Annotated in this window: 23 protein-coding genes; 10 read left to right on the top strand and 13 right to left on the bottom strand. The window is 70.0% G+C overall.

Going from position 1 to position 18,086, the window contains the following annotated elements; genetic code table 11:
- Positions 1-12 precede the first annotated feature (12 nt).
- The 3 genes from ACZ7M3_RS05940 to ACZ7M3_RS05930 all read right to left on the bottom strand — a co-directional run bounded on the left by ACZ7M3_RS05940 (position 13) and on the right by ACZ7M3_RS05930 (position 2,029).
- Positions 13-969, bottom strand: coding sequence for a 1-aminocyclopropane-1-carboxylate deaminase/D-cysteine desulfhydrase (locus ACZ7M3_RS05940; RefSeq protein WP_472061171.1), 957 nt, complete (start codon positions 967-969; stop codon positions 13-15).
- A 54-nt stretch (positions 970-1,023) separates the two neighbouring features.
- Positions 1,024-1,614 (bottom strand): N-acetylmuramoyl-L-alanine amidase, encoded by a 591-nt coding sequence (locus ACZ7M3_RS05935; RefSeq protein ID WP_472061169.1) that lies wholly within the window; start codon positions 1,612-1,614, stop codon positions 1,024-1,026.
- A gap of 181 nt (positions 1,615-1,795) precedes the next feature.
- On the bottom strand, positions 1,796-2,029 hold the full coding sequence (locus ACZ7M3_RS05930) for a hypothetical protein (RefSeq protein WP_095852665.1): 234 nt from the start codon (positions 2,027-2,029) through the stop codon (positions 1,796-1,798).
- Between the two features lie 265 nt (positions 2,030-2,294).
- On the opposite strand from ACZ7M3_RS05930, the gene ACZ7M3_RS05925 reads away from it, so the two are divergent.
- From ACZ7M3_RS05925 to ACZ7M3_RS05900, 6 genes are all read left to right on the top strand, one after another.
- Positions 2,295-3,701 (top strand): family 2B encapsulin nanocompartment shell protein, encoded by a 1,407-nt coding sequence (locus ACZ7M3_RS05925; RefSeq protein ID WP_472061167.1) that lies wholly within the window; start codon positions 2,295-2,297, stop codon positions 3,699-3,701.
- Positions 3,702-3,877: 176 nt separating this feature from the next.
- On the top strand, positions 3,878-4,924 hold the full coding sequence (locus tag ACZ7M3_RS05920; RefSeq protein WP_095857785.1) for a family 2 encapsulin nanocompartment cargo protein polyprenyl transferase: 1,047 nt from the start codon (positions 3,878-3,880) through the stop codon (positions 4,922-4,924).
- 243 nt (positions 4,925-5,167) lie between these two features.
- Positions 5,168-5,779 carry a GNAT family N-acetyltransferase gene (locus ACZ7M3_RS05915; RefSeq protein WP_472061165.1) on the top strand — a complete coding sequence of 204 codons (612 nt, stop codon included), beginning with the start codon at positions 5,168-5,170 and terminating at the stop codon, positions 5,777-5,779.
- A 158-nt stretch (positions 5,780-5,937) separates the two neighbouring features.
- A complete protein-coding gene (locus ACZ7M3_RS05910) occupies positions 5,938-6,234 on the top strand; it encodes a hypothetical protein (RefSeq protein WP_472061163.1) in 297 nt (98 codons plus the stop codon).
- Positions 6,235-6,255: 21 nt separating this feature from the next.
- A complete protein-coding gene (locus tag ACZ7M3_RS05905) occupies positions 6,256-6,669 on the top strand; it encodes a YciI family protein (protein ID WP_472061161.1) in 414 nt (137 codons plus the stop codon).
- An 87-nt stretch (positions 6,670-6,756) separates the two neighbouring features.
- A complete protein-coding gene (locus tag ACZ7M3_RS05900) occupies positions 6,757-7,089 on the top strand; it encodes a DUF952 domain-containing protein (protein ID WP_095852660.1) in 333 nt (110 codons plus the stop codon).
- A gap of 28 nt (positions 7,090-7,117) precedes the next feature.
- On the opposite strand, the gene ACZ7M3_RS05895 is transcribed toward ACZ7M3_RS05900, so the two are convergent.
- The 5 genes from ACZ7M3_RS05895 to ACZ7M3_RS05875 form a co-directional block, all read right to left on the bottom strand.
- A complete protein-coding gene (locus ACZ7M3_RS05895; RefSeq protein ID WP_355308550.1) occupies positions 7,118-7,876 on the bottom strand; it encodes a VOC family protein in 759 nt (252 codons plus the stop codon).
- Between the two features lie 19 nt (positions 7,877-7,895).
- Positions 7,896-8,750, bottom strand: a complete 855-nt coding sequence (locus ACZ7M3_RS05890) for an ATP-grasp domain-containing protein (protein WP_472061159.1) — start codon at positions 8,748-8,750, stop codon at positions 7,896-7,898.
- Between the two features lie 114 nt (positions 8,751-8,864).
- Entirely contained in the window at positions 8,865-9,281 is a 417-nt protein-coding gene (locus ACZ7M3_RS05885; RefSeq protein ID WP_060898644.1) for a VOC family protein, read from the bottom strand.
- A 9-nt stretch (positions 9,282-9,290) separates the two neighbouring features.
- A complete protein-coding gene (locus ACZ7M3_RS05880; RefSeq protein WP_099943274.1) occupies positions 9,291-9,716 on the bottom strand; it encodes a helix-turn-helix transcriptional regulator in 426 nt (141 codons plus the stop codon).
- 40 nt (positions 9,717-9,756) lie between these two features.
- A complete protein-coding gene (locus ACZ7M3_RS05875; RefSeq protein WP_472061157.1) occupies positions 9,757-10,650 on the bottom strand; it encodes a helix-turn-helix transcriptional regulator in 894 nt (297 codons plus the stop codon).
- Between the two features lie 147 nt (positions 10,651-10,797).
- Here ACZ7M3_RS05875 and ACZ7M3_RS05870 point away from each other — a divergent pair, with 147 nt between their 5' ends.
- Positions 10,798-11,751: an NAD(P)-dependent alcohol dehydrogenase gene (locus tag ACZ7M3_RS05870; RefSeq protein ID WP_472061155.1), complete on the top strand. Its 954-nt coding sequence runs from the start codon at positions 10,798-10,800 to the stop codon at positions 11,749-11,751.
- A gap of 133 nt (positions 11,752-11,884) precedes the next feature.
- On the opposite strand, the gene sodN is transcribed toward ACZ7M3_RS05870, so the two are convergent.
- Positions 11,885-12,280, bottom strand: a complete 396-nt coding sequence (gene sodN, locus ACZ7M3_RS05865; protein ID WP_004983535.1) for a superoxide dismutase, Ni — start codon at positions 12,278-12,280, stop codon at positions 11,885-11,887.
- Positions 12,281-12,424: 144 nt separating this feature from the next.
- Between sodN and sodX the strand changes: the two genes are divergently transcribed.
- On the top strand, positions 12,425-12,859 hold the full coding sequence (gene sodX, locus ACZ7M3_RS05860; protein WP_472061153.1) for a nickel-type superoxide dismutase maturation protease: 435 nt from the start codon (positions 12,425-12,427) through the stop codon (positions 12,857-12,859).
- Here sodX and ACZ7M3_RS05855 read toward each other — a convergent pair.
- Positions 12,763-13,392, bottom strand: a complete 630-nt coding sequence (locus tag ACZ7M3_RS05855; RefSeq protein ID WP_095852655.1) for a CGNR zinc finger domain-containing protein — start codon at positions 13,390-13,392, stop codon at positions 12,763-12,765. The genes sodX and ACZ7M3_RS05855 overlap by 97 nt on opposite strands.
- A 110-nt stretch (positions 13,393-13,502) precedes the next feature.
- Here ACZ7M3_RS05855 and ACZ7M3_RS05850 point away from each other — a divergent pair, with 110 nt between their 5' ends.
- Positions 13,503-14,291, top strand: a complete 789-nt coding sequence (locus ACZ7M3_RS05850; RefSeq protein WP_472061151.1) for a class I SAM-dependent methyltransferase — start codon at positions 13,503-13,505, stop codon at positions 14,289-14,291.
- A gap of 210 nt (positions 14,292-14,501) precedes the next feature.
- Positions 14,502-14,945, top strand: coding sequence for a hypothetical protein (locus ACZ7M3_RS05845; RefSeq protein WP_355616770.1), 444 nt, complete (start codon positions 14,502-14,504; stop codon positions 14,943-14,945).
- A 64-nt stretch (positions 14,946-15,009) separates the two neighbouring features.
- On the opposite strand, the gene ACZ7M3_RS05840 is transcribed toward ACZ7M3_RS05845, so the two are convergent.
- From ACZ7M3_RS05840 to ACZ7M3_RS05830, 3 genes are read right to left on the bottom strand one after another with little or no spacing between them, the layout of a single operon-like run.
- Positions 15,010-15,804 carry an amino acid ABC transporter ATP-binding protein gene (locus ACZ7M3_RS05840; protein WP_306454730.1) on the bottom strand — a complete coding sequence of 265 codons (795 nt, stop codon included), beginning with the start codon at positions 15,802-15,804 and terminating at the stop codon, positions 15,010-15,012.
- Entirely contained in the window at positions 15,801-16,739 is a 939-nt protein-coding gene (locus ACZ7M3_RS05835; RefSeq protein WP_472061149.1) for an amino acid ABC transporter permease, read from the bottom strand. Before ACZ7M3_RS05835 ends, ACZ7M3_RS05840 begins: the two co-directional genes overlap by 4 nt.
- Before the next feature lie 38 nt (positions 16,740-16,777).
- Positions 16,778-17,734, bottom strand: a complete 957-nt coding sequence (locus ACZ7M3_RS05830) for an ABC transporter substrate-binding protein (RefSeq protein WP_095852651.1) — start codon at positions 17,732-17,734, stop codon at positions 16,778-16,780.
- Between the last annotated feature and the right edge of the window lie 352 nt (positions 17,735-18,086).

Here is an 18,086-nt window from a genome sequence, read left to right as displayed (position 1 = left end):
ACGGACGAGGGCTCAGAACGGTGCCCCCGTGATCACCGCCGCCACCGTCGTCCCCCGTGTGAACGTCCCCTCCTCCACCAGGGTGACAAGTCCGTAGAGCATCTTGGCGACATAGAGACGTTCCACGGGCAGGCCGTGGCGCTGCTCGAAGTCCGCGGCGAAGGTGTCGAGTTCGGGCGAGGTGCGGGCGTAGCCGCCGAAGTGGAAGCGGTCGTCCAGTGACCAGGTGCCGCGCAGGCCGCCGAAGGCGGCTTCCTGGAGGGCGCTTATGTCACTCCTCAGGAAGCCGCCCTTGAGGACGGGGATCCCCAGGGCCCGCTGGTCGGGGGCGAGGCCGGCGGCCAGGCCGGCGAGAGTGCCACCGGTGCCGCAGGCCAGGGCGACCACGTCGACACCATCATGGCCCCGCAGCTCCGCGCCGAGATCTCGGCAGCCGCGTACGGCAAGAGAGTTGCTGCCGCCCTCCGGGACGACGTACGCGTCCTCGGCGTCCACCGAGCGCAGCAGGGCGGTCAGCGTCTCCGGTTCGCTCTTGCGGCGATACGTCGATCTGTCGACGAAGCGCAGTCGCATGCCGTCGGCGGCGCAGCGGGTCAGGGAGGGGTTGAGAGGGCGGTCGGCCAGCTCCTGGCCGCGGACCACCCCCACGGTCGTCAGCCCGAGGAGGCGGCCCGCGGCGGCGGTGGCGCGCAGATGGTTGGAGTACGCACCGCCGAACGTGACCACCGTGCGGCCCGCCGCCGCGCGGAGGTTCGGGGCGAGCTTGCGCCACTTGTTGCCGATCAGCTCCGGGTGGATCAGATCGTCCCGCTTGAGCAGCAGCCGCACGCCATGGCGCGTGAAGCGCTCGTCCGCGACCTGACACAGCGGCGAGGGCAGCCTCGGCCGCAGAACGGTCGGGTCGAGCGCTTCGGGGACGTCCGGAGTGGCCGGGTTGGTCGGGCCGTCCGGGGTTGCGGGGCTGGGCACCCCACCATTGTCGGACACCTGTCCGGTATGCGGGCGGCCCCCCGTGCCCGTCCGTCACTTGAGGCGGTCGCGGACCCGCTCTCTCATCGAGGCCATCGTGAAGCCGCGCGGGTCGACCTTGCCCGGCTGCCACTCCAGGTGGCCGATGACCGAGCGCTCCGTCCAGCCGTGGTGGCGGCAGATCGCGGCCGCGACCTTCTCGATGGCCTCCAGCTGCACCTCGGGCCACGGATCCTTTCCGTCGCCGAGGTTCTCGCACTCGAAGCCGTAGAAGTGGCGGTTGCCGTCGGTGTCCGCCTCGTTGTCCGGCGGGAGCGCCTTCTCCGCGATCACGGCGCGCAGCACGTCGTCGTCACCCAGACCCGCGTGGTTGGCCCGGCCGTAGCCCACGAGATGCAGGACACCGTCCTTGGTGATGACGCCGTGGCACAGCGGACCGGGCAGGTCCGGGCGGCCCGCACGGCAGATCCCGACGGTGTGCTCGCTGCCCGACGTCACCGAGTGGTGGATCATCACGCCGTACACCGGACCCCAGGGCCCCTTGTGATTGCGGTTGTGATGCTCCCAGTCGCCGACCTCGACGACGGTGACGCCCTCCTCCCTGAGCCGGTTCAGGAAACCGCCCGCGGACATGGGTGGGGCCATGACCGCCTCCTTCGCACTGCGCGGCGGCCACCGGTCGCGGCCGTCTCGTACCGCAGCTTGTACCCGGAACCCGGGGCTCCGGCCCAGCCGTTCGTACGGCGTGCGAGTCGATCCGGTCAGCGACGCGGGCGCGTCTGACCAGCGCGTTCACGGCGCGTTCGCGGTGCGCCCGCGAGGTCCGTCAGGAGTGCAGGAACGCGTCCCCGTTCACCGCGATGTGGCTCTCCAGCGCCTGCAGGGCCTGCTGGGTCGCCTCGGGGGAGCCGCTGCCGCGCCGCTCCGCGTAGTACGCCGCGCCCAGTTTCTTCAGGAGGTCGCCACCCGCACGCTGCGCCTGCACCTCGTCGAGCTTCTGCTTGCCCTGCGTGAGCCCTCGCTGCGCCTGTTCCTTGGCGCGGTCCAGGAAGCCTGCCATTGCCGTCTCCTTCGTCGTCCGTCACCGCGTCAAACGGTTGGCCTGATCTCGGAGTTCCCGCCCGCAACGGCTCCGCGCTGTTCGAAGGCGAGGGCTCCGGCTGTTCGAGGACGACGGCTCCGGCTGTTTCGATCGATCGACAAAAGCGGACCCTCTGCCCAATCCGCCGTGATCCATTCCCCCTCATTCGTGTAATAGCACTGGCACGCTCCGTGATGGAAGGCTGGTCGGCGCAGATCAGTGCACGACCGGGAGGGCAATTTTCATGTCGGTAGGCGAAGAGGTCCGTGCGGGTCAGGGCAAGCCGCAGCAGAGTCTCGGCACATCGGCCGCGCGGAACCTGGCCACCACCACCAAGTCCGCGCCCCAGATGCAGGAGATCAGCTCACGGTGGCTGCTGCGCATGCTTCCGTGGGTGAACGTGCAGGGTGGCACGTACCGCGTGAACCGGCGGCTCAGCTACTCCGTGGGCGACGGCCGCGTGACGTTCGTGAAGACCGGTGACCGTGTGCAGGTCATCCCCGCGGAGCTCGGCGAGCTGTCCGTGCTCCGCTCGTTCGAGGATCAGGAGGTGCTCGGCGAGCTCGCCCAGCGGTGCCAGCAGCGGGAGTTCGTACCGGGCGAAGTGCTCGCCTCGTTCGGCAGCCCGTCCGACGAGGTGTTCCTGCTCGCGCACGGCAAGGTGGAGAAGATCGGCACCGGCCCGTACGGCGACGACGCGGTCCTCGGCGTCCTCGCCGACGGCGCGTACTTCGGCGAGCAGGCGCTCATCGACCCGGACGCCATCTGGGAGTACACGGCCCGCGCCGTCACCGCGGTCACCGTGCTCACGCTGCCCCGCCAGGACCTCGAGCAGGTCGCCGAGCGCTCCGAATCCCTGCGCGAGCACCTCACGTCGCTGCGCGCGATTCCGGAGCAGCGCACCAACAAGTACGGCGAGAAGGAGATCGACCTCGCGGCCGGCCACACCGGGGAGCAGGACATCCCCGGTACCTTCGTGGACTACGAGGCCGCGCCGCGCGAGTACGAACTGAGCATCGCCCAGACCGTGCTGCGCCTGCACACGCGTGTGGCCGATCTCTACAACCAGCCGATGAACCAGACGGAGCAGCAGCTCCGCCTCACCATCGAGGCGCTGAAGGAGCGCCAGGAGCACGAGCTCATCAACAACCGGGAGTTCGGACTGCTCAACAACTGCGAGTACGACCAGCGGCTCCAGCCGCACGACGGCGTGCCCAGCCCCGACGACCTGGACGAGCTGCTCAGCCGCCGGCGTGGCACCAAGCTGTTCCTCGCCCACCCGCGCGCGATCTCCGCGTTCGGCCGCGAGTGCAACAAGCGCGGACTGGTCCCCGAGAGCGTCGAGATCGCGGGCAATCGCGTCCCGACCTGGCGCGGTGTGCCGCTGTTCCCGTGCAACAAGATCCCCGTCAGCGACACCCGTACGACCTCGATCATCGCCATGCGTACCGGCGAGGCCGAGCAGGGTGTCATCGGCCTCCAGCAGGCGGGCATCCCGGACGAGATCGAGCCGAGCCTGTCGGTGCGCTTCATGGGCATCAACGAACAGGCGATCATCTCCTACCTGGTGACGGCGTACTACTCGGCGGCGGTTCTCGTGCCGGACGCCCTCGGCATCCTGGAGAACGTCGAGATCGGCCGCTGGCGGTGACCTTCCCGACGCCGGCCGCCGTGTTCCCGCCCGATCAGGCGGGAACACCGGGGGCGAGGCGGAGTCCGGCCGAGACCCTGGACAGGCGGGTCCTCATCGGCAAGCCCATGGAGGGCGGGCCCTTGGACGGCGGTGCCGCGGACGGGACGGACGGCGGTTCCGCGGACGGGAGGCCCATGGACCGGCAGGTCGCGCCCGGCTCGCTGGACGGACAGGAGGCGGCGGGCATCCTGGAGTACGCCCGGGCGTCCGTCGACCCCGAGCTGCGCAGGGCCGTCGACTCGCTGCCGGGATCCATGCGCCGGATCGCGCTCTACCACTTCGGCTGGGAGCACGCGGACGGCACCCCGGCGGCGGGCAACGCGGGCAAGGCGATCCGCCCGGCCCTGGTGCTGACCGCCACAGGAGCGCTCGGCGGTCAGCACGCGGCCGCCGTACAGGCGGCGGCCGCCGTGGAGTTGATCCACAACTTCACGCTGTTGCACGACGACGTCATGGACCGGGACACCACCCGAAGACACCGCCCCACCGCGTGGACCGTGTTCGGCGACGCCGACGCGATCCTCGCCGGGGACGCCATGCAGGCGCTCGCCCAGCGGCTGCTCGCCGAGGACTCGCACCCGGCGTCCGGGGCCGCCGCCGCCCGGCTCGCGTCCTGCGTCGTCGAGCTGTGCGAGGGGCAGCACGCGGACACGGCCATGGAGAAGCGCGGACCCGCCGAGGTCACCCTCGACGAAGTGCTCGCCATGGCCGAGGCCAAGACCGGCGCGCTGCTCGGCTGCGCGTGCGCGCTCGGCGGGCTGTACGCGGGGGCGGACGAGGAGGACGTCGACGCGCTGGACGCGTTCGGCCGGGAGGCCGGGCTCGCCTTCCAGCTGATCGACGACGTGATCGGGATCTGGGGGGACCCGAGCCGCACCGGCAAGCCGGCCGGGGCGGACCTCATCGCCCGCAAGAAGTCCCTGCCCGTGGTCGCCGCGCTCGCCTCCGGCACCCCGGCGGCGACGGAGCTCGCCGAGCTGTACGGAGTTCCCTACGAGGAAGGGGAGCTGGAGCGCACGGTGCTGGCCGTCGAGCGTGCGGGCGGCCGTGACTGGGCGCAGCTCCAGGCGGCCGACCGGATGTCCCGGGCGATGCACGAGCTGTCCCGGGCGATCCCCGACCCGGAGGCGGCGGGCGGCCTCCTCGCGCTCGCGGAGTTCGTGACGCGGCGCAGCAACTGATCCGTTCGAACCTTCGGATGATCCGTTCGACCCTTCAGAAGGGCGGTTGAAGACCCCGGGGCCTCCGGGACCGTACGGCACCTGACCTCCGTACGTCACGGGGCTCCGGCCAGGGCGGGTCCCGCGCATCCCCACGGTGCGCGGGGCCCGCCCCTCTCAGGCCCCGACAGTCCCGACGGACCCCACAGGCCCTAGGCTGCAACAGCCGTACGACCAGCGGCGGTTGAGGCGAGAGGGTGGGACATGGGCGTGGTGATCCGGACGGCGGACGAGGGCGATCGGGAGCTGGTCACCCGGCTGCTCGACGAGGCGTTCCAGGACGACCCGGTGAGTGTCTGGGTCTTTCCGGACGCGGCGCACCGACGTGCCAAGCACCCCGGCCTGATGGGGATGTTCACCGAGGTCGTGCTCGCCGAGGGCCGCATCGACGTCACGGAGGACGGCACGGCGTGCGCGCTGTGGCTGTCCGTGCCCGCCGACGCCGGCCACGCCGACGACGAGGACGACGGCCCCGTACGGCTGCGTGAGGCCGTCGACCCGGACAACGAGCGGGTCGAGCTGATAGGCCGCCTGACGGCCGGGATCCACCCCGCGGGCCGCGCCCACGAGTACCTGTGGATGATCGGCGTGGCGCCGGGGCGCCAGGGCGAGGGCCTCGGCACCGCGCTCGCCCGGTCGGTCCTCGACCGCTGCGACCACGAGGGCCTGCCCGCCTATCTGGAGGCCAGCAACGCCGACAGCCGTCGGCTCTACGAGCGTCTCGGCTTCGACCTCACGGGACACCCTCTCGACCTGCCGGACGGTCCGCGGATGTGGCCGATGTGGCGCGAGCCGCAGCCCGGGCGGGGGGCCTGATCGGGCAAGTCGGAGGACAGCGGGTTCCGCATCTGTCCGTGCGGCGGTGTACGGCTCGCGGGGGCGCTGCTCGACGAGGTGCGCGCGTTCAAGAACGGCGTCTTCGTGCGGACGTACAGCGGGAAGCGCTGAAGCGTCTCCCGCCCTACCCTGAATGCATGGGCACCGATGAGCATGTCTGCCCCGCCTGCCGGCAGCCGGTCACCACCACCGTCGTGCGGCGCCACAAGACGCTGGGCGCGTTCGTTCCCGTATGGGGTCCCGGTCCCTGCCACAACCCGGAGTGCGAGATGTACGTCGGCGAGCCCGGCGCCGGAGTCGGAGCAAGGTCCGGAGCCGGGGTCGGGGCCGCAGGCGGCGCGGGGTCCCGGTCCGTACCCGGGACCGGAGCCGAACCCGGCAGGGACACCGGGGAGCCCCGGGAGCATCCCGGGGAGTCCGTCGCGGAGAAATGAGGAAGCCGAGGGAGCCGACTCATGAAGTACCTGGTGATGGTGCAGGGCACGCAGGCGGACTACGAGGGCATGCGGGGCAAGGGCTCCGCGCACGCCCCGGCCTGGAGCGAGCAGGAGCTGCAGGCGATGTACGCGTACATGGGCGCGATCAGCGACGACCTCTCGAAGTCCGGTGAGCTCGTCGACGGGCAGGGGCTGGCCGAACCGGCACAGACCCGCCTGGTCACGGCCGGCCAGGACGGGACGGCCGTCGTCACCGACGGGCCGTACAGCGAGACCAGGGAGCTGATCGCCGGCTACTGGGTAGTGGAGTGCGAGAGCCTGGAGCGGGTCACCGAGATCGCCGAGCGCGTCACCCGCTGCCCCGGCCCCGAGGGCGCCACGAACTACCCGGTGGTCATCCGCCCCATCCTGGACGGCGCCGGAGACATCTGAGCGGGATGCGCCCGCGGGACCCGCGGTCTCCCCGAGCGGCGCCACTGAGAGACGCGGGCGGCCAGGCCGAGGCCGTAGCGTGTCGGCATGTCCGAACCCCTGTTGCACCTCACCGAGCGCTCCCTGTGGGACGCGGCGCGCGCGTCCGGCGCGTACGAGATGTCCACCCGTGGCCGCACCCTCCAGGAGGAGGGCTTCATCCACTGCTCGCTGCGGCACCAGGTCCCCGGGGTCGCCTCCTTCCTGTACGGCGGGTACGACGGCCCCGACGAGCTGGTGCTCCTGGTCATCGATCCCGAACGGCTGGACGTGCCGCTGCGCTACGAGGCGGTCAAGCCCGGGGGCGAGGAGTTCCCGCACGTCTACGGGCCGATTCCGGTGGCGGCCGTGGTGGACGTGGAGGTGTGGGAGTCCGCGTAGGGCTGTCCGCTTCGGGTTGTTCTTCGGATCAGGCCGGGGCCGGGAGGCTGCCCGTCGCCGGGTCCCGGCCGGTCAGGCAGTACGTGCCGCCGACCGGGTCCCGCATGACGGCCCAGCGGGCGCCGTGACCGACGAGCACGGCTCCGAGCCGCTCGTGGTCGGCGCGTACCGCCTCGATGTCCGAGCAGGCGATGTCGAGGTGGGCGGCGGCGGGGCGGGCGGTGTCGAGGCGTTGCAGGAGGATGCGGAAGGGGAGCCCGGCGGGCGGCCTGAGCAGGTGGAACTCCGGGAGCGCGCCGGGGTGCGACTCCCATCCGGTCAGGGCGCTCCAGAAGGCGACTTCGGCCTCGAATCGGGTGGGCGCGACGTCCAGGCACACCTGGTCGAGGCGGCTGGTGGCGCCGGTGGGGCCCGGAACGACCGCAGGCCGCGCCGACTCGCCGTGCCAACGGACCACGCAGAACGGCTGACCACCGGGGGAGCGCAGGACGACCAGGTCCTCTTCGGTGGTGACGAGCTCGGCGCCGAGCCGCCGGGCCGACTCCGCCAACGCCGGTACGTCCTCGACGGCGAGGTCGAGATGGGCGCCGCCGTCGCCCGCGTCGACGCCCTGCGCCTTGACGCAGGCGTCGGTGCCGTCGGGCAGCAGCGTCACGAACTCGCCCTGCTCACCGCGCGGTTCGGACAGCTTCGTCGCCGTGACCGCGGTCCAGAAGCCGCAGGCGCGATCGAAGTCCTTCATGGGCCGGTCGACGAAGGCGTAGGTCCATCGAATGGGGTCAGCCATGGGTCGTTACCGCTCCCTCTCAGACGCCGTGTGCGGCTCGTACCGTCTCCTGTCCGATCAGCCCGCGCAACGATGTTTTCACCCGTGAGACGAAGGCGTCCCGCGCGTCGGGGGAGAGGACGTCCAGGGACAGATACGGGTTCAGGTCCTCCAGCTCCACGAGGAGCAGTTCGCCGTCGGGGGTCCGGCAGGCGTCGACGCGCTGGATGCCGTACGCGATGTCGTTCCAGTCGACGAACCGCTGCGCGAACTCCCGGTCCCGCTCGGTCGGCTCGTACGGTTCCAGGGCCCAGCGCTCGTCCGGGCGGGGGGCGTACAGGGCGTACTGGAAGGTGTGGTCGACGAAATAGAAGGACACCTCGTAGCGGAAGTCGATGCGTGGCTGGACGAGGATGTTGCCGTACGACAGTTCGGGCAGCCGGTCGCGCGGTACGAACTCCAGGCCGATGGAATCCGCTCCCAGCTTGGGCTTCACGACGTAGGTGTCGACGTCCGGGAGCCGGTCGAGGTCCTCCGCGCGGTCGATGGTCGGGATGACCGGGAACCCCGCCGCGGTGAGGTCCAGCAGGTACCCCTTGCCCGCCATGTCCCCCTTGCCGGACAGCTGGTTGTACACGCGGACACCTTCCGTGACCGCCTGCTTCCGGAACGCGTCGTACTGCGCCTGGTAGTGCAGCACGGGCCCGCTGTTGCGCACGACCACGGCGTCGAAGCCGGTCATCAGCGCGGCCGCGTCCAGGGGGTGGCACACGGCGAGGTCGAACTCCTCGCGCAGCCGGGAGGTGAGGAGGATGTCCTCGTCGCAGTACCGCCGCCCCTTGGCCGGGTAGGCCAGGTCACTGACGTAGAGGACGCGGGGGCGCGCGGACGGCATCGATGACTCCTCGGACTAAGGGACTTCAGACGTTCCCTTCCATGGGCGACCCGCTCCCACGGAACACACGGACGTAGTGTGCCTCGCGCCGGCCGATGCGTGGGTGGCCGGGGTTCAGGCATCGGGGCGTTCGGTGAAACGGAGGAGGTTGCCCGCCGGGTCGCGGAAGGCGCAGTCGCGGACGCCGTACGGCTGGTCCATCGGCTCCTGGAGGACATCGGCGCCCGAGGCGCGGACGCGTTCGTAGAGGGCGTCGCAGTCGGCGGTGGAGAAGATGACACCGCGCAGGACGCCCTTGGCGAGGAGCTCGGCCATGGCCTGTTTGTCGGCGGGGGAGATGTCCGGGCTCGCGGCGGGGGGCTCCAGCACGATCTGGACGTCCGGCTGGAGCGGGGAGCCGACCGTCACCCAGCGCATCCCCTCGAAGGCGACGTCACCCCGGACCTCCAGGCCGAGGACGTCCCGGTAGAAGGCGAGTGCTTTGTCATGGTCGTCCACGGCGATGAAGCACTGTGAGAGTTTGAGATCCATGGCCCCACGCTAGAGGCGTGTACCCGGTTCCGCTTCCGGGTTGCGGTGGCGGGCCGGGCGGGTCAGGCGCTGGGCCACGCACGGCGGGATCGGGGCGCCGTGGTCGTGCGGCCGGGCCCGGTACGCGCTCGGGGTCTCGCCGACCAGCTCCGTGAAGCGGGAGCTGAACGAACCGAGCGACGTACAGCCCACGGCGAGGCAGACCTCCGTGACCGTCAGGTCGCCCCGCCGCAGCAGGGCCTTGGCCCGCTCTATTCGGCGGGTCATGAGATAGCTGTACGGCGTCTCCCCGTACGCCGCCCGGAAGCTCCGCTGGAAGTGCCCGGGTGACATCAGCGCGGTGCGCGCGAGCGCGGCGACGTCCAGCGGCTCCGCGTACTCGCGGTCCATCCGGTCGCGTGCCCGGCGCAGCCGGACCAGATCCTCCAGAGTCATTTCTTCAGGATGGCACGCGCCACTGACAGAGACCGGTGGGTCAAGGCCGCGGACGGGACGCAGCCGTCGGGCCGGGGGTGTCGAGCAGGCCGGCGAGCAGCTGGAGACGCTCGGCGTCGGGCCCGCCCTCCTCGGCGGTGAAGGCGATGAGTACGGGGCCGGTGGCGTCCGGCATCGGGTACGCGTCCCAGTCCAGGTTCAGCTCCCCGATCAGCGGGTGACGGACGCGCATCCGGCCACGGGTGGTCTCCGCCACGTCATGACGCGCCCACAGGCCCGCGAACTCGTCGCTGCGGACGGCGAGTTCACCGACCAGCTCGACGGCGCGCGGATGTCCCGGCTCGGCCGCGACCTGCGTACGCAGCATCGCGACCAGCTCGGCGACGGTGGCGGCCCGATCCGGGCACGTCCGGTCGGCCTCCGGGTGCAGCAGCAGCGACAGCAGGTTGCGTTCGCTCCGCGGGCGCTGGGTGAACTCGCCGAGCAGGGCACCGGCGAGCGGGTTCCACGCCAGTACGTCCAGGAAGCGGCCGACGACCACGGAGGGCGAGGTCATCGTGCGCAGCAGCCGCAGGGTGGTGGGCGGCACCTCCTCGGGCGCGTGGTGGCGCGGGCGCCTCGCGGGCGTGCGCGCGGCGGCGGCGAGGCTGTGCAGATGCCGGGTCTCCTCGGCGGAGAAGTCGAGGGCGCGCGCGAGGGCGTCGAGGACCTGCTCGGAGGGGCGTACGTCGCGGCCCTGCTCCATGCGCTGGTAGTAGTCCGAGCTGACCCCGGCCAGCAGGGCCAGTTCCTCGCGCCGCAGCCCGGCGACGCGCCGCCGCGGACCGGGTTCCAGGCCGACGTCCTGCGGCCGCAGCCGGGTGCGGCGCGTCCGGAGGAACTCCCCGAGTTCGCGTCGGGGATCGTCGCTCACCGCGACGGGCTTGTCGGTCACGGCTTCAGTATGCCCGTGGCGAGGCCCGCGAGGGTGGGTCCACCGGACCCAGGAAAGCCGAACCCGGGAAAAGGCGAACGACCGTGATACCGCGGCCCGGTACCAGGATCTGAACCGCAACAGCCGACCGCGGAGAGGAACAGCGCCATGAAGGCCGCTCAGATCACGAGTTACGGCGACGCGGCGGACGTGCTGCGGATCAATGACGTCGACCGGCCCGCCCCCGGCGCGGGTGAAGTACTGGTCCGCGTCGAGGCGTCCAGCGTGAACGGCCACGACGTGATCTTCCGTTCCGGGGAGATGAAGATCGTCTCTGGGCGCCGGTTCCCGCTGGGCACAGGACTGGACTTCGCCGGCGTCGTCACCGAATCCGGCACCGGCGTCGAGGGCCTGCGGGTCGGGAACCGGGTGTGGGGCACGGTGCACCCCCGGCAGCGACACACCATCGCCGGGGCGGCCGAGTACGTCGTCGTCCCGGCGGACCGGCTCGCGCCCGCCCCGGCGGGACTCTCCGCGGTCGACGCGGCCTCCCTGGTCGTCGCCGGTGCGACGGCGCTGATCGCGGTGCGGGACACCGTGCGCCTCGCGCCCGGAGAGAAGGTCCTGGTCCGCGGCGCGGCGGGCGGTGTCGGCACGGCCGCCGTCCAACTCGCCCACGCCCTGGGCGGCCACGTGACCGCACTGGCCCGCGCCCGTCACGCCCCCGCCCTCACCGACCTCGGCGCCGACGAGGTCCTCGACCACGGTTCCACCACCTCGGACCGGATCGGCCCCTTCGACGTCATCGTCGACACGGTCGGCACGGAACTGAACTGCTACCGCAGCCGGTTGGCCAAGGGCGGCCGGATGGTCACCGTCGGACTGTCAGCCCCCGCCCTGGCCGCGATCGCGGCATCGAGCGTGTACGGCGCCCGCCGCATCCGCACCTTCAGCGCCAACCCCGACGCCACCGTGCTGCGCGCCCTGGCCGACCATGTCACCTCGGGAGCGCTGCGCCCGGTGGTGAACAGCGTGTACCCACTCGCGGACATCGCCGCTGCGCACCAGGCTTTCGAACGGGGCGGCGTGGTCGGCAAGCACGTGGTCGCCGTATCCGAATGAAGCCCGGTGAAAGAAGACCGCACCCGGACCGTCATGGACGCCGTGTTAGGCGTCCCGCGGGCCGGGTGCGGGCAGAGGGACCGCGTGACCGGAGAAACCGAACAGGTCGCGGGTCGAGCCGTATGACCAAAGGTCAGGCCTTCTTGGTCTCCCAGAAGATCTTGTCGATCTGGGCGATGTAGTCCAGCGCCTTCTGGCCCGTGGCCGGGTCCGTGGACGCCTTGGCGGCCGAGAGGGCCTTCAGGGTGTCGTTGACCAGCTGGTGCAGCTCCGGGTACTTCTCGAAGTGCGGGGGCTTGAAGTAGTCGCTCCAGAGCACCGACACGTGGTGCTTGGCGAGCTCGGCGCGCTGCTCCTTGATGACGGTGGCGCGAGCCTGGAAGTGCGGGTCGTCGTTGCCGGCCATCTTTTCCTGGACGGCCTTCACCGACTCCGCCTCGATGCGGGCCTGGGCCGGGTCGTACACGCCGCAGGGCAGGTCGCAGTGCGCGCTGACCTTGACCTTGGGGGCAAACAGGCGGGAGAGCATTGAGCTGTCCTTCCTCGTGATCGTCTTCTCAGGTGGGACATTACTCCGTAGGAGACGTCTTTTCTCGAGTGCCCCCATGGGCTTAGGACAAAAGTCCAGGGTGAGACTGGGACTGGTGGAGGATGGACCGGGGAGGTGCCGGTGATGCCGGAGCTGTCGCAGGAGACCGAGCGTGGGAGGGCCGTGTTGCCGTTCGGGGCGGCCGAGGTGACGGGGCCCTCCATGGTGCCCACGCTCCAGCACGGAGATCGGCTCGTCGTGCAGTACGGGGCCCGGGTCAGGCCCGGTGACGTGGTCGTTCTGCGCCATCCGTTCCAGCAGGACCTGCTGGTCGTGAAACGGATCGCGGAGCGGCGCGATGGGGGCTGGTGGGTGCTCGGGGACAACGCCTACGCGGGTGGGGACAGCACCGACTACGGGACCGTGCCCGAAGACCTCGTCCTCGGGAAGGTGCGCTTGCGCTATCGGCCCCACCTGCCGGGTCAGCGCTCGCCGTTCGCAGTCGTCCGCTGGGCGCTCGGCGCCGCAAGGCCGGTGCTTTCCGACCGGTCGGCCTCCAGGCGTTTGCGGGCCCGGTAGGCCGCCACGTTGGCGCGCGTCGCGCAGCGGTCCGAGCAGTAGCGCCGGGAGCGGTTCGTCGACGTGTCCAGGTACGCGTTGCGGCAGGGGGCCGCCTCGCAGAGACCCAGGCGGTCCACGCCGTACGAGGTGAGGTGGAAGGCGAGTCCCATGGCGGCGATCGCCGCGTAGCCAGCGGTCGCGTTCGACGGGTGGTCCGCCAGGTGCATGTGCCACAGCGGGCGCCCGTCGTCGTCCCGGTGGTCGTGCCCGGAGATCTGCGGGCTGACGGGGAACTCCAGGAGAAGTGAGTTCAGCAGGTCCACGGACAGGGTCTCGTCGCCGCCGTCGGCCGCCTCGAAGACGGCGCGCAGCCGGGCGCGGACCGACCGGAAGCGGGTGACGTCCGCGTCCGTGGCGCGGCGGGCCGCGGAGGAGTTCCCCTCGAAGAGGTCCCGGACCGCCTCGACCGAGGTGAGCGAGTCCTTGCCCCGGGTCGGCTCCTCGGTGTTGACGAGGCGTACCGCGTAATCCGAGTAATAGGCCAGTTCCACTTGTAGTCCTTACGGAGGCGCTCTATCGTCGTGCGTGCGGCCAGGTAACGGCTGATTGCGCTTCCAGGGTATTACGCGGGCGAGTGAAGACGAACGGAGAAGGGGTTTCCATGACCGTCGGCACCGGAATCGACAGCGACGAGATCCATGGCAACGGCACCGACTGGCACGCCTGGCAGGAGAGCTGGGACCGGCAACAGGAGTGGTACATGCCGGACCGCGAGGAGCGCTTCCGGGTGATGCTCGACATGGTCGAGGCCCTGTGTGGCCCGGAGCCGCGCGTCCTCGACCTGGCCTGCGGCACCGGCACCATCACGGCCCGGCTCCTCGACCGCTTCCCGAAGGCCACCAGTACCGGCGTCGACCTCGACCCGGCGCTGCTCACCATCGCCGAGGGCACCTTCGCGGGTGACGAGAGGGTCTCCCTCGTCACGGCCGACCTCAAGGACCCGCACTGGGCGACCCGGCTGCCGTACGACTCGTACGACGCCGTCCTGACCGCCACCGCCCTCCACTGGCTGCACAGCGAACCCCTCGCGGTCCTCTACGGCCAGGTCGCGGAGCTCGTCCGCGACGGCGGCGTCTTCATGAACGCCGACCACATGATCGACGAGTCCACGCCCCGGATCAACGAGGCCGAGCGCGCCCAGCGGCACGCCCGGATGGACCAGGCCAGGGCGCGCGGGGCGCTCGACTGGGCCGCCTGGTGGGAGCTGGCGGCCCAGGACCCTGTCCTCGCCGTGCCGACCGCCCGCCGCTTCGAGATCTACGGGGAGCACGCCGACGGCGACATGCCGTCCGTCGACCGGCACGCGCGTGTGCTGCGCGAAAAGGGCTTCGGGGAGGCGCGGGCGGTGTGGCGGTCGCCGTCCGACGCGCTGGTGCTCGCGGTCAAGTAATCCGCGGGGCGGTTCGGTTGAGGCGGTACGGGACTCGTACCGCCTTTTCCGCGTCCCGCGCGGCCTCCCGCCGCTGCGCGGGTAAGTGCCGCCGCAACTGGACGAGTTGACTCCGAATTCACAGTTGCGCAGATGTGCGAACATACTGGATGATCTTTCCTCGCATGGGGCGGCCTCCATGCCGCCCGTCAAACGAGGGAAGGTTGTGCAATGCAGTTCAGGGGGACCGCCGTCGCGGCGGCCATGTGCGCGGTCGTGACGTTCGCCGGACTGGCCACGGCGCCCACGGCGTACGCGGAGTCCGGCAAGGGAGGTTGCTCCACCTACTCGAACGTGGACACCTTCCCCGACAACGACCACGCGGTCATCTGGAAGTCCTGCCTCAGCAAGAAGTCCAAGGGCGTGGGGCACCCGAGCGCGATCGTCTCCATGGGGAAGAAGCACGCGAAGTGCACGATCTTGATCAGGGTCCTCACGACGGGCGAGAGGATCGTGTCCAAGAAGTCGTACCCCTGCCCCACGGGCAAGGTGGTCAACAAGCACTACGCCGGCAAGGACTTCCACGGTAGGGGGCAGTTCACGACCTTCGTGCAGCTGCAGGGGCTCACCACCGAGGGCAACCTCTCGCCGCGCAGCCCCTGGTTGAACCTGTAGGGATCCGGAACGTCGGATGCCGCCCACCCCTTCACGGGCGGGCGGCATCCGGCTGTCGAAACCCTCAGAGCACCTTGGACAGGAACGACTGCGTCCGTTCGTGCTGCGGGTTCGTCAGTACGTCACGCGGGTGGCCGGACTCGACCACCACACCGCCGTCCATGAAGACCAGCGAGTCGCCCACCTCGCGGGCGAAGCCCATCTCGTGGGTGACGACGATCATCGTCATGCCGGACTCGGCGAGGTCGCGCATGACGTCGAGGACGTCGCCGACCAGCTCCGGGTCGAGCGCCGAGGTCGGCTCGTCGAAGAGCATCAGCTTCGGGTCCATCGCCAGCGCGCGGGCGATGGCCACACGCTGCTGCTGACCGCCGGACAGCTGCGAGGGGTAGTTCTTCGCCTTGTCGGCCAGGCCGACGCGCTCCAGGAGCTGCTCGGCACGCGCCCGGGCCTGGGTCTTGCTGATGCCCTTGACCTGGACCGGGGCCTCCATGACGTTCTCGAGCGCCGTCATGTGCGGGAACAGGTTGAAGCGCTGGAAGACCATGCCGATGTCCCGGCGCTTCAGCGCGACCTCGCTGTCCTTGAGCTCGTACAGCTTGTCGCCCTTCTGGCGGTAGCCGACCAGCTCACCGTCGACGGACAGCCGGCCGGCATTGATCTTCTCCAGGTGGTTGATGCACCTCAGGAAGGTCGACTTGCCGGAGCCGGAGGGGCCGATGAGGCAGAAGACCTCGCCGGGCTTGACCTCCAGGTCGATGCCCTTGAGGACCTCGACCGCGCCGAAGGACTTGTGGACGCCTTCGGACTTCACCATCGGCGTACCGGAAATGTCTTTGGTGGTTTCGTTCTCGGTCATGCCGCCGCTCCCTGACGGTTGGACAGGGACGTCAGATTGGCCTTGATCTTCTGCCACGGGGTGGGCGGCAGCTGACGGCTCGAACCGCGGGCGTAGTACCGCTCGACGTAGTACTGGCCCACGCTCAGGACCGAGGTCATGATCAGGTACCAGGCGGCGGCCAGGAAGAGCATCTCCACCGGGGCGCCGGAGGTCTGTCCGATGTCCTGGGCGTACCGCAGGAGCTCGTAATACTGCACTGCCGACACGAGGGAGGTCGTCTTGAGCATGTTGATGACCTCGTTGCCCGTGGGCGGCACGATCACGCGCATCGCCTGCGGGATGATGATCCGCCGCAGCGTCTTGCCGTGGCTCATGCCCAGCGCGTGCGAGGCCTCGGTCTGGCCCTCGTCGACCGAGAGCAGACCGGCACGGCAGATCTCGGCCATGTACGCGGCCTCGTTCAGGCCCAGGCCCAGCAGCGCCGTCAGGAACGGCGTCATGAAGCTGGACCAGTAGTCCTTGTAGATCGGCCCGAGGTTGATGTACTCGAAGACCAGACCCAGGTTGAACCAGACGAACAGCTGGACGAGGACCGGGGTGCCGCGGAAGAACCAGATGTAGAACCACGCGATGGACGAGGTCACAGGGTTCTTCGACAGGCGCATCACCGCGAGCAGGATGCCGCCCACGATGCCGATCACCATCGAGAGCACCGTCAGCAGCAGCGTCTGGCCGACGCCCTTGATGATGCGGTGGTCGAAGAAGTAGTCCGGTACGGCATTCCAGTTGATCTTGCCCTGGCCGAACGCGTAGATGATCGCGACGAGCACGGCGATCGCGATGACGGCCGAGAGGTACCGTCCGTAGTGCCGGACGGGGATGGCCTTGATGGCCTCCGGCCCGGCCGGAGGAGTGTCCTCCGGCCCTGCCGTCTTGTCGATGTCAACAGTCACGGGTGTTGTTGCCTTTCAGTGCCCGCTCGGTTCCGCGGTCACTTGCCGCCGTTGACCGCGGCCGTCTTGACGGCGCCGGCCTCGACGCCCCACTTCGCTATCACCTTGTCGTACTCGCCGTTCTTGATGATCGCGTCGAGCGCGGCCTGCAGTGCGTCGCGAAGCTGCGTGTTGGACTTGGCGACCGCGATGCCGTACGGCGCCGCCTCGACCTGCTCGCCGACGAGCTCGAAGTCCTTGCCGCCGCCCGAGGTCTTCACCGCGTACGCCGCGACCGGGAAGTCCGAGGAACCGGCGTCGGCGCCACCGGCGCGCACCCGGGTCTGGGCCTGCTGGTCGTTGTCGTAGGACTCGATGGCGATCTTCTTGCCGCCCGTGCACTTCTTCGACTCGGACTTGGCGAGGTCCTCCGAGACCGTGCCGCGCTGCACCGCGATCTTCTTGCCGCAGAGGTCGGCCCAGGTCTTGATGTTCTGGGTCTTGCCCTTGGGGGTGTAGATCGAGACACCCGCGGTGAAGTAGTCGACGAAGTCGACGCCCTCGCCGACCTTCTTGCCGGTGTCGGCGTCGACACCGTTCTGGCGGTCCGCGGTGTCCGTCATCGCGGACATCGCCATGTCGTACCGCTTGGAGCGCAGACCCGTGATCAGGGTGTCGAAGGTGCCGTTCTGGAACTCGAACTTCACTCCGAGCTGCTTGCCCATCGCGTCCGCCAGGTCGGGGTCGATACCCACGGTCTTGCCGGAGCTGTCCTTGAATTCGACGGGCGCGTACGCGATGTCCGAGCCGACCTTGATGACACCCGCGTCACGGATCGACGCGGGCAGCTTGGAGGCCAGCGGAGCTGAGGCGGCGCTCGAGGAGGAGCTGTTGGAGTCCTTCTTGGTCTGGTCACCGCAGCCGGTGAGGATCAGGGCCCCGGCGACCGCGATCGCACCGACCGCTGCTATACGGGACTGCGCGGCGGTCGTACGACGGGTGGAGCTTGCGGTCATGGTGGGTTCCTCCGGCGGATGAGGGAGTTGCCGATGGGTCGACGAGAACACACACCTTTGGGTGTCGCGACCTCGTGTGATGACGGCATCTTGCCATTCGGACTGCGCGCTTCAGGGGACTCGCTATGTCAAAATCGGATAACGGGTGACCCCCGAACCGCCACGGACGACTCCATCAGGGCCGGACCTTGTGCGGGAATCCCTCCTTCCGGCCGGAAGATCTTCGGCGCATCTCACGATGCGGGCCGTCACTACTCCGCACTTGTAGTGTGTTGAGGTCATGTCTTGGACTTGTCCACATATCCAGGTATGAGTCATGTCACCGGCGTGTGAGCTTCGCGGTATGGACTCG

Source organism: Streptomyces sp. NPDC111656, assembly GCF_055656965.1.
The sequence above is the reverse complement of the archived record's forward strand: the minus strand, read 5'-3'. Positions and strand labels throughout refer to the sequence as shown.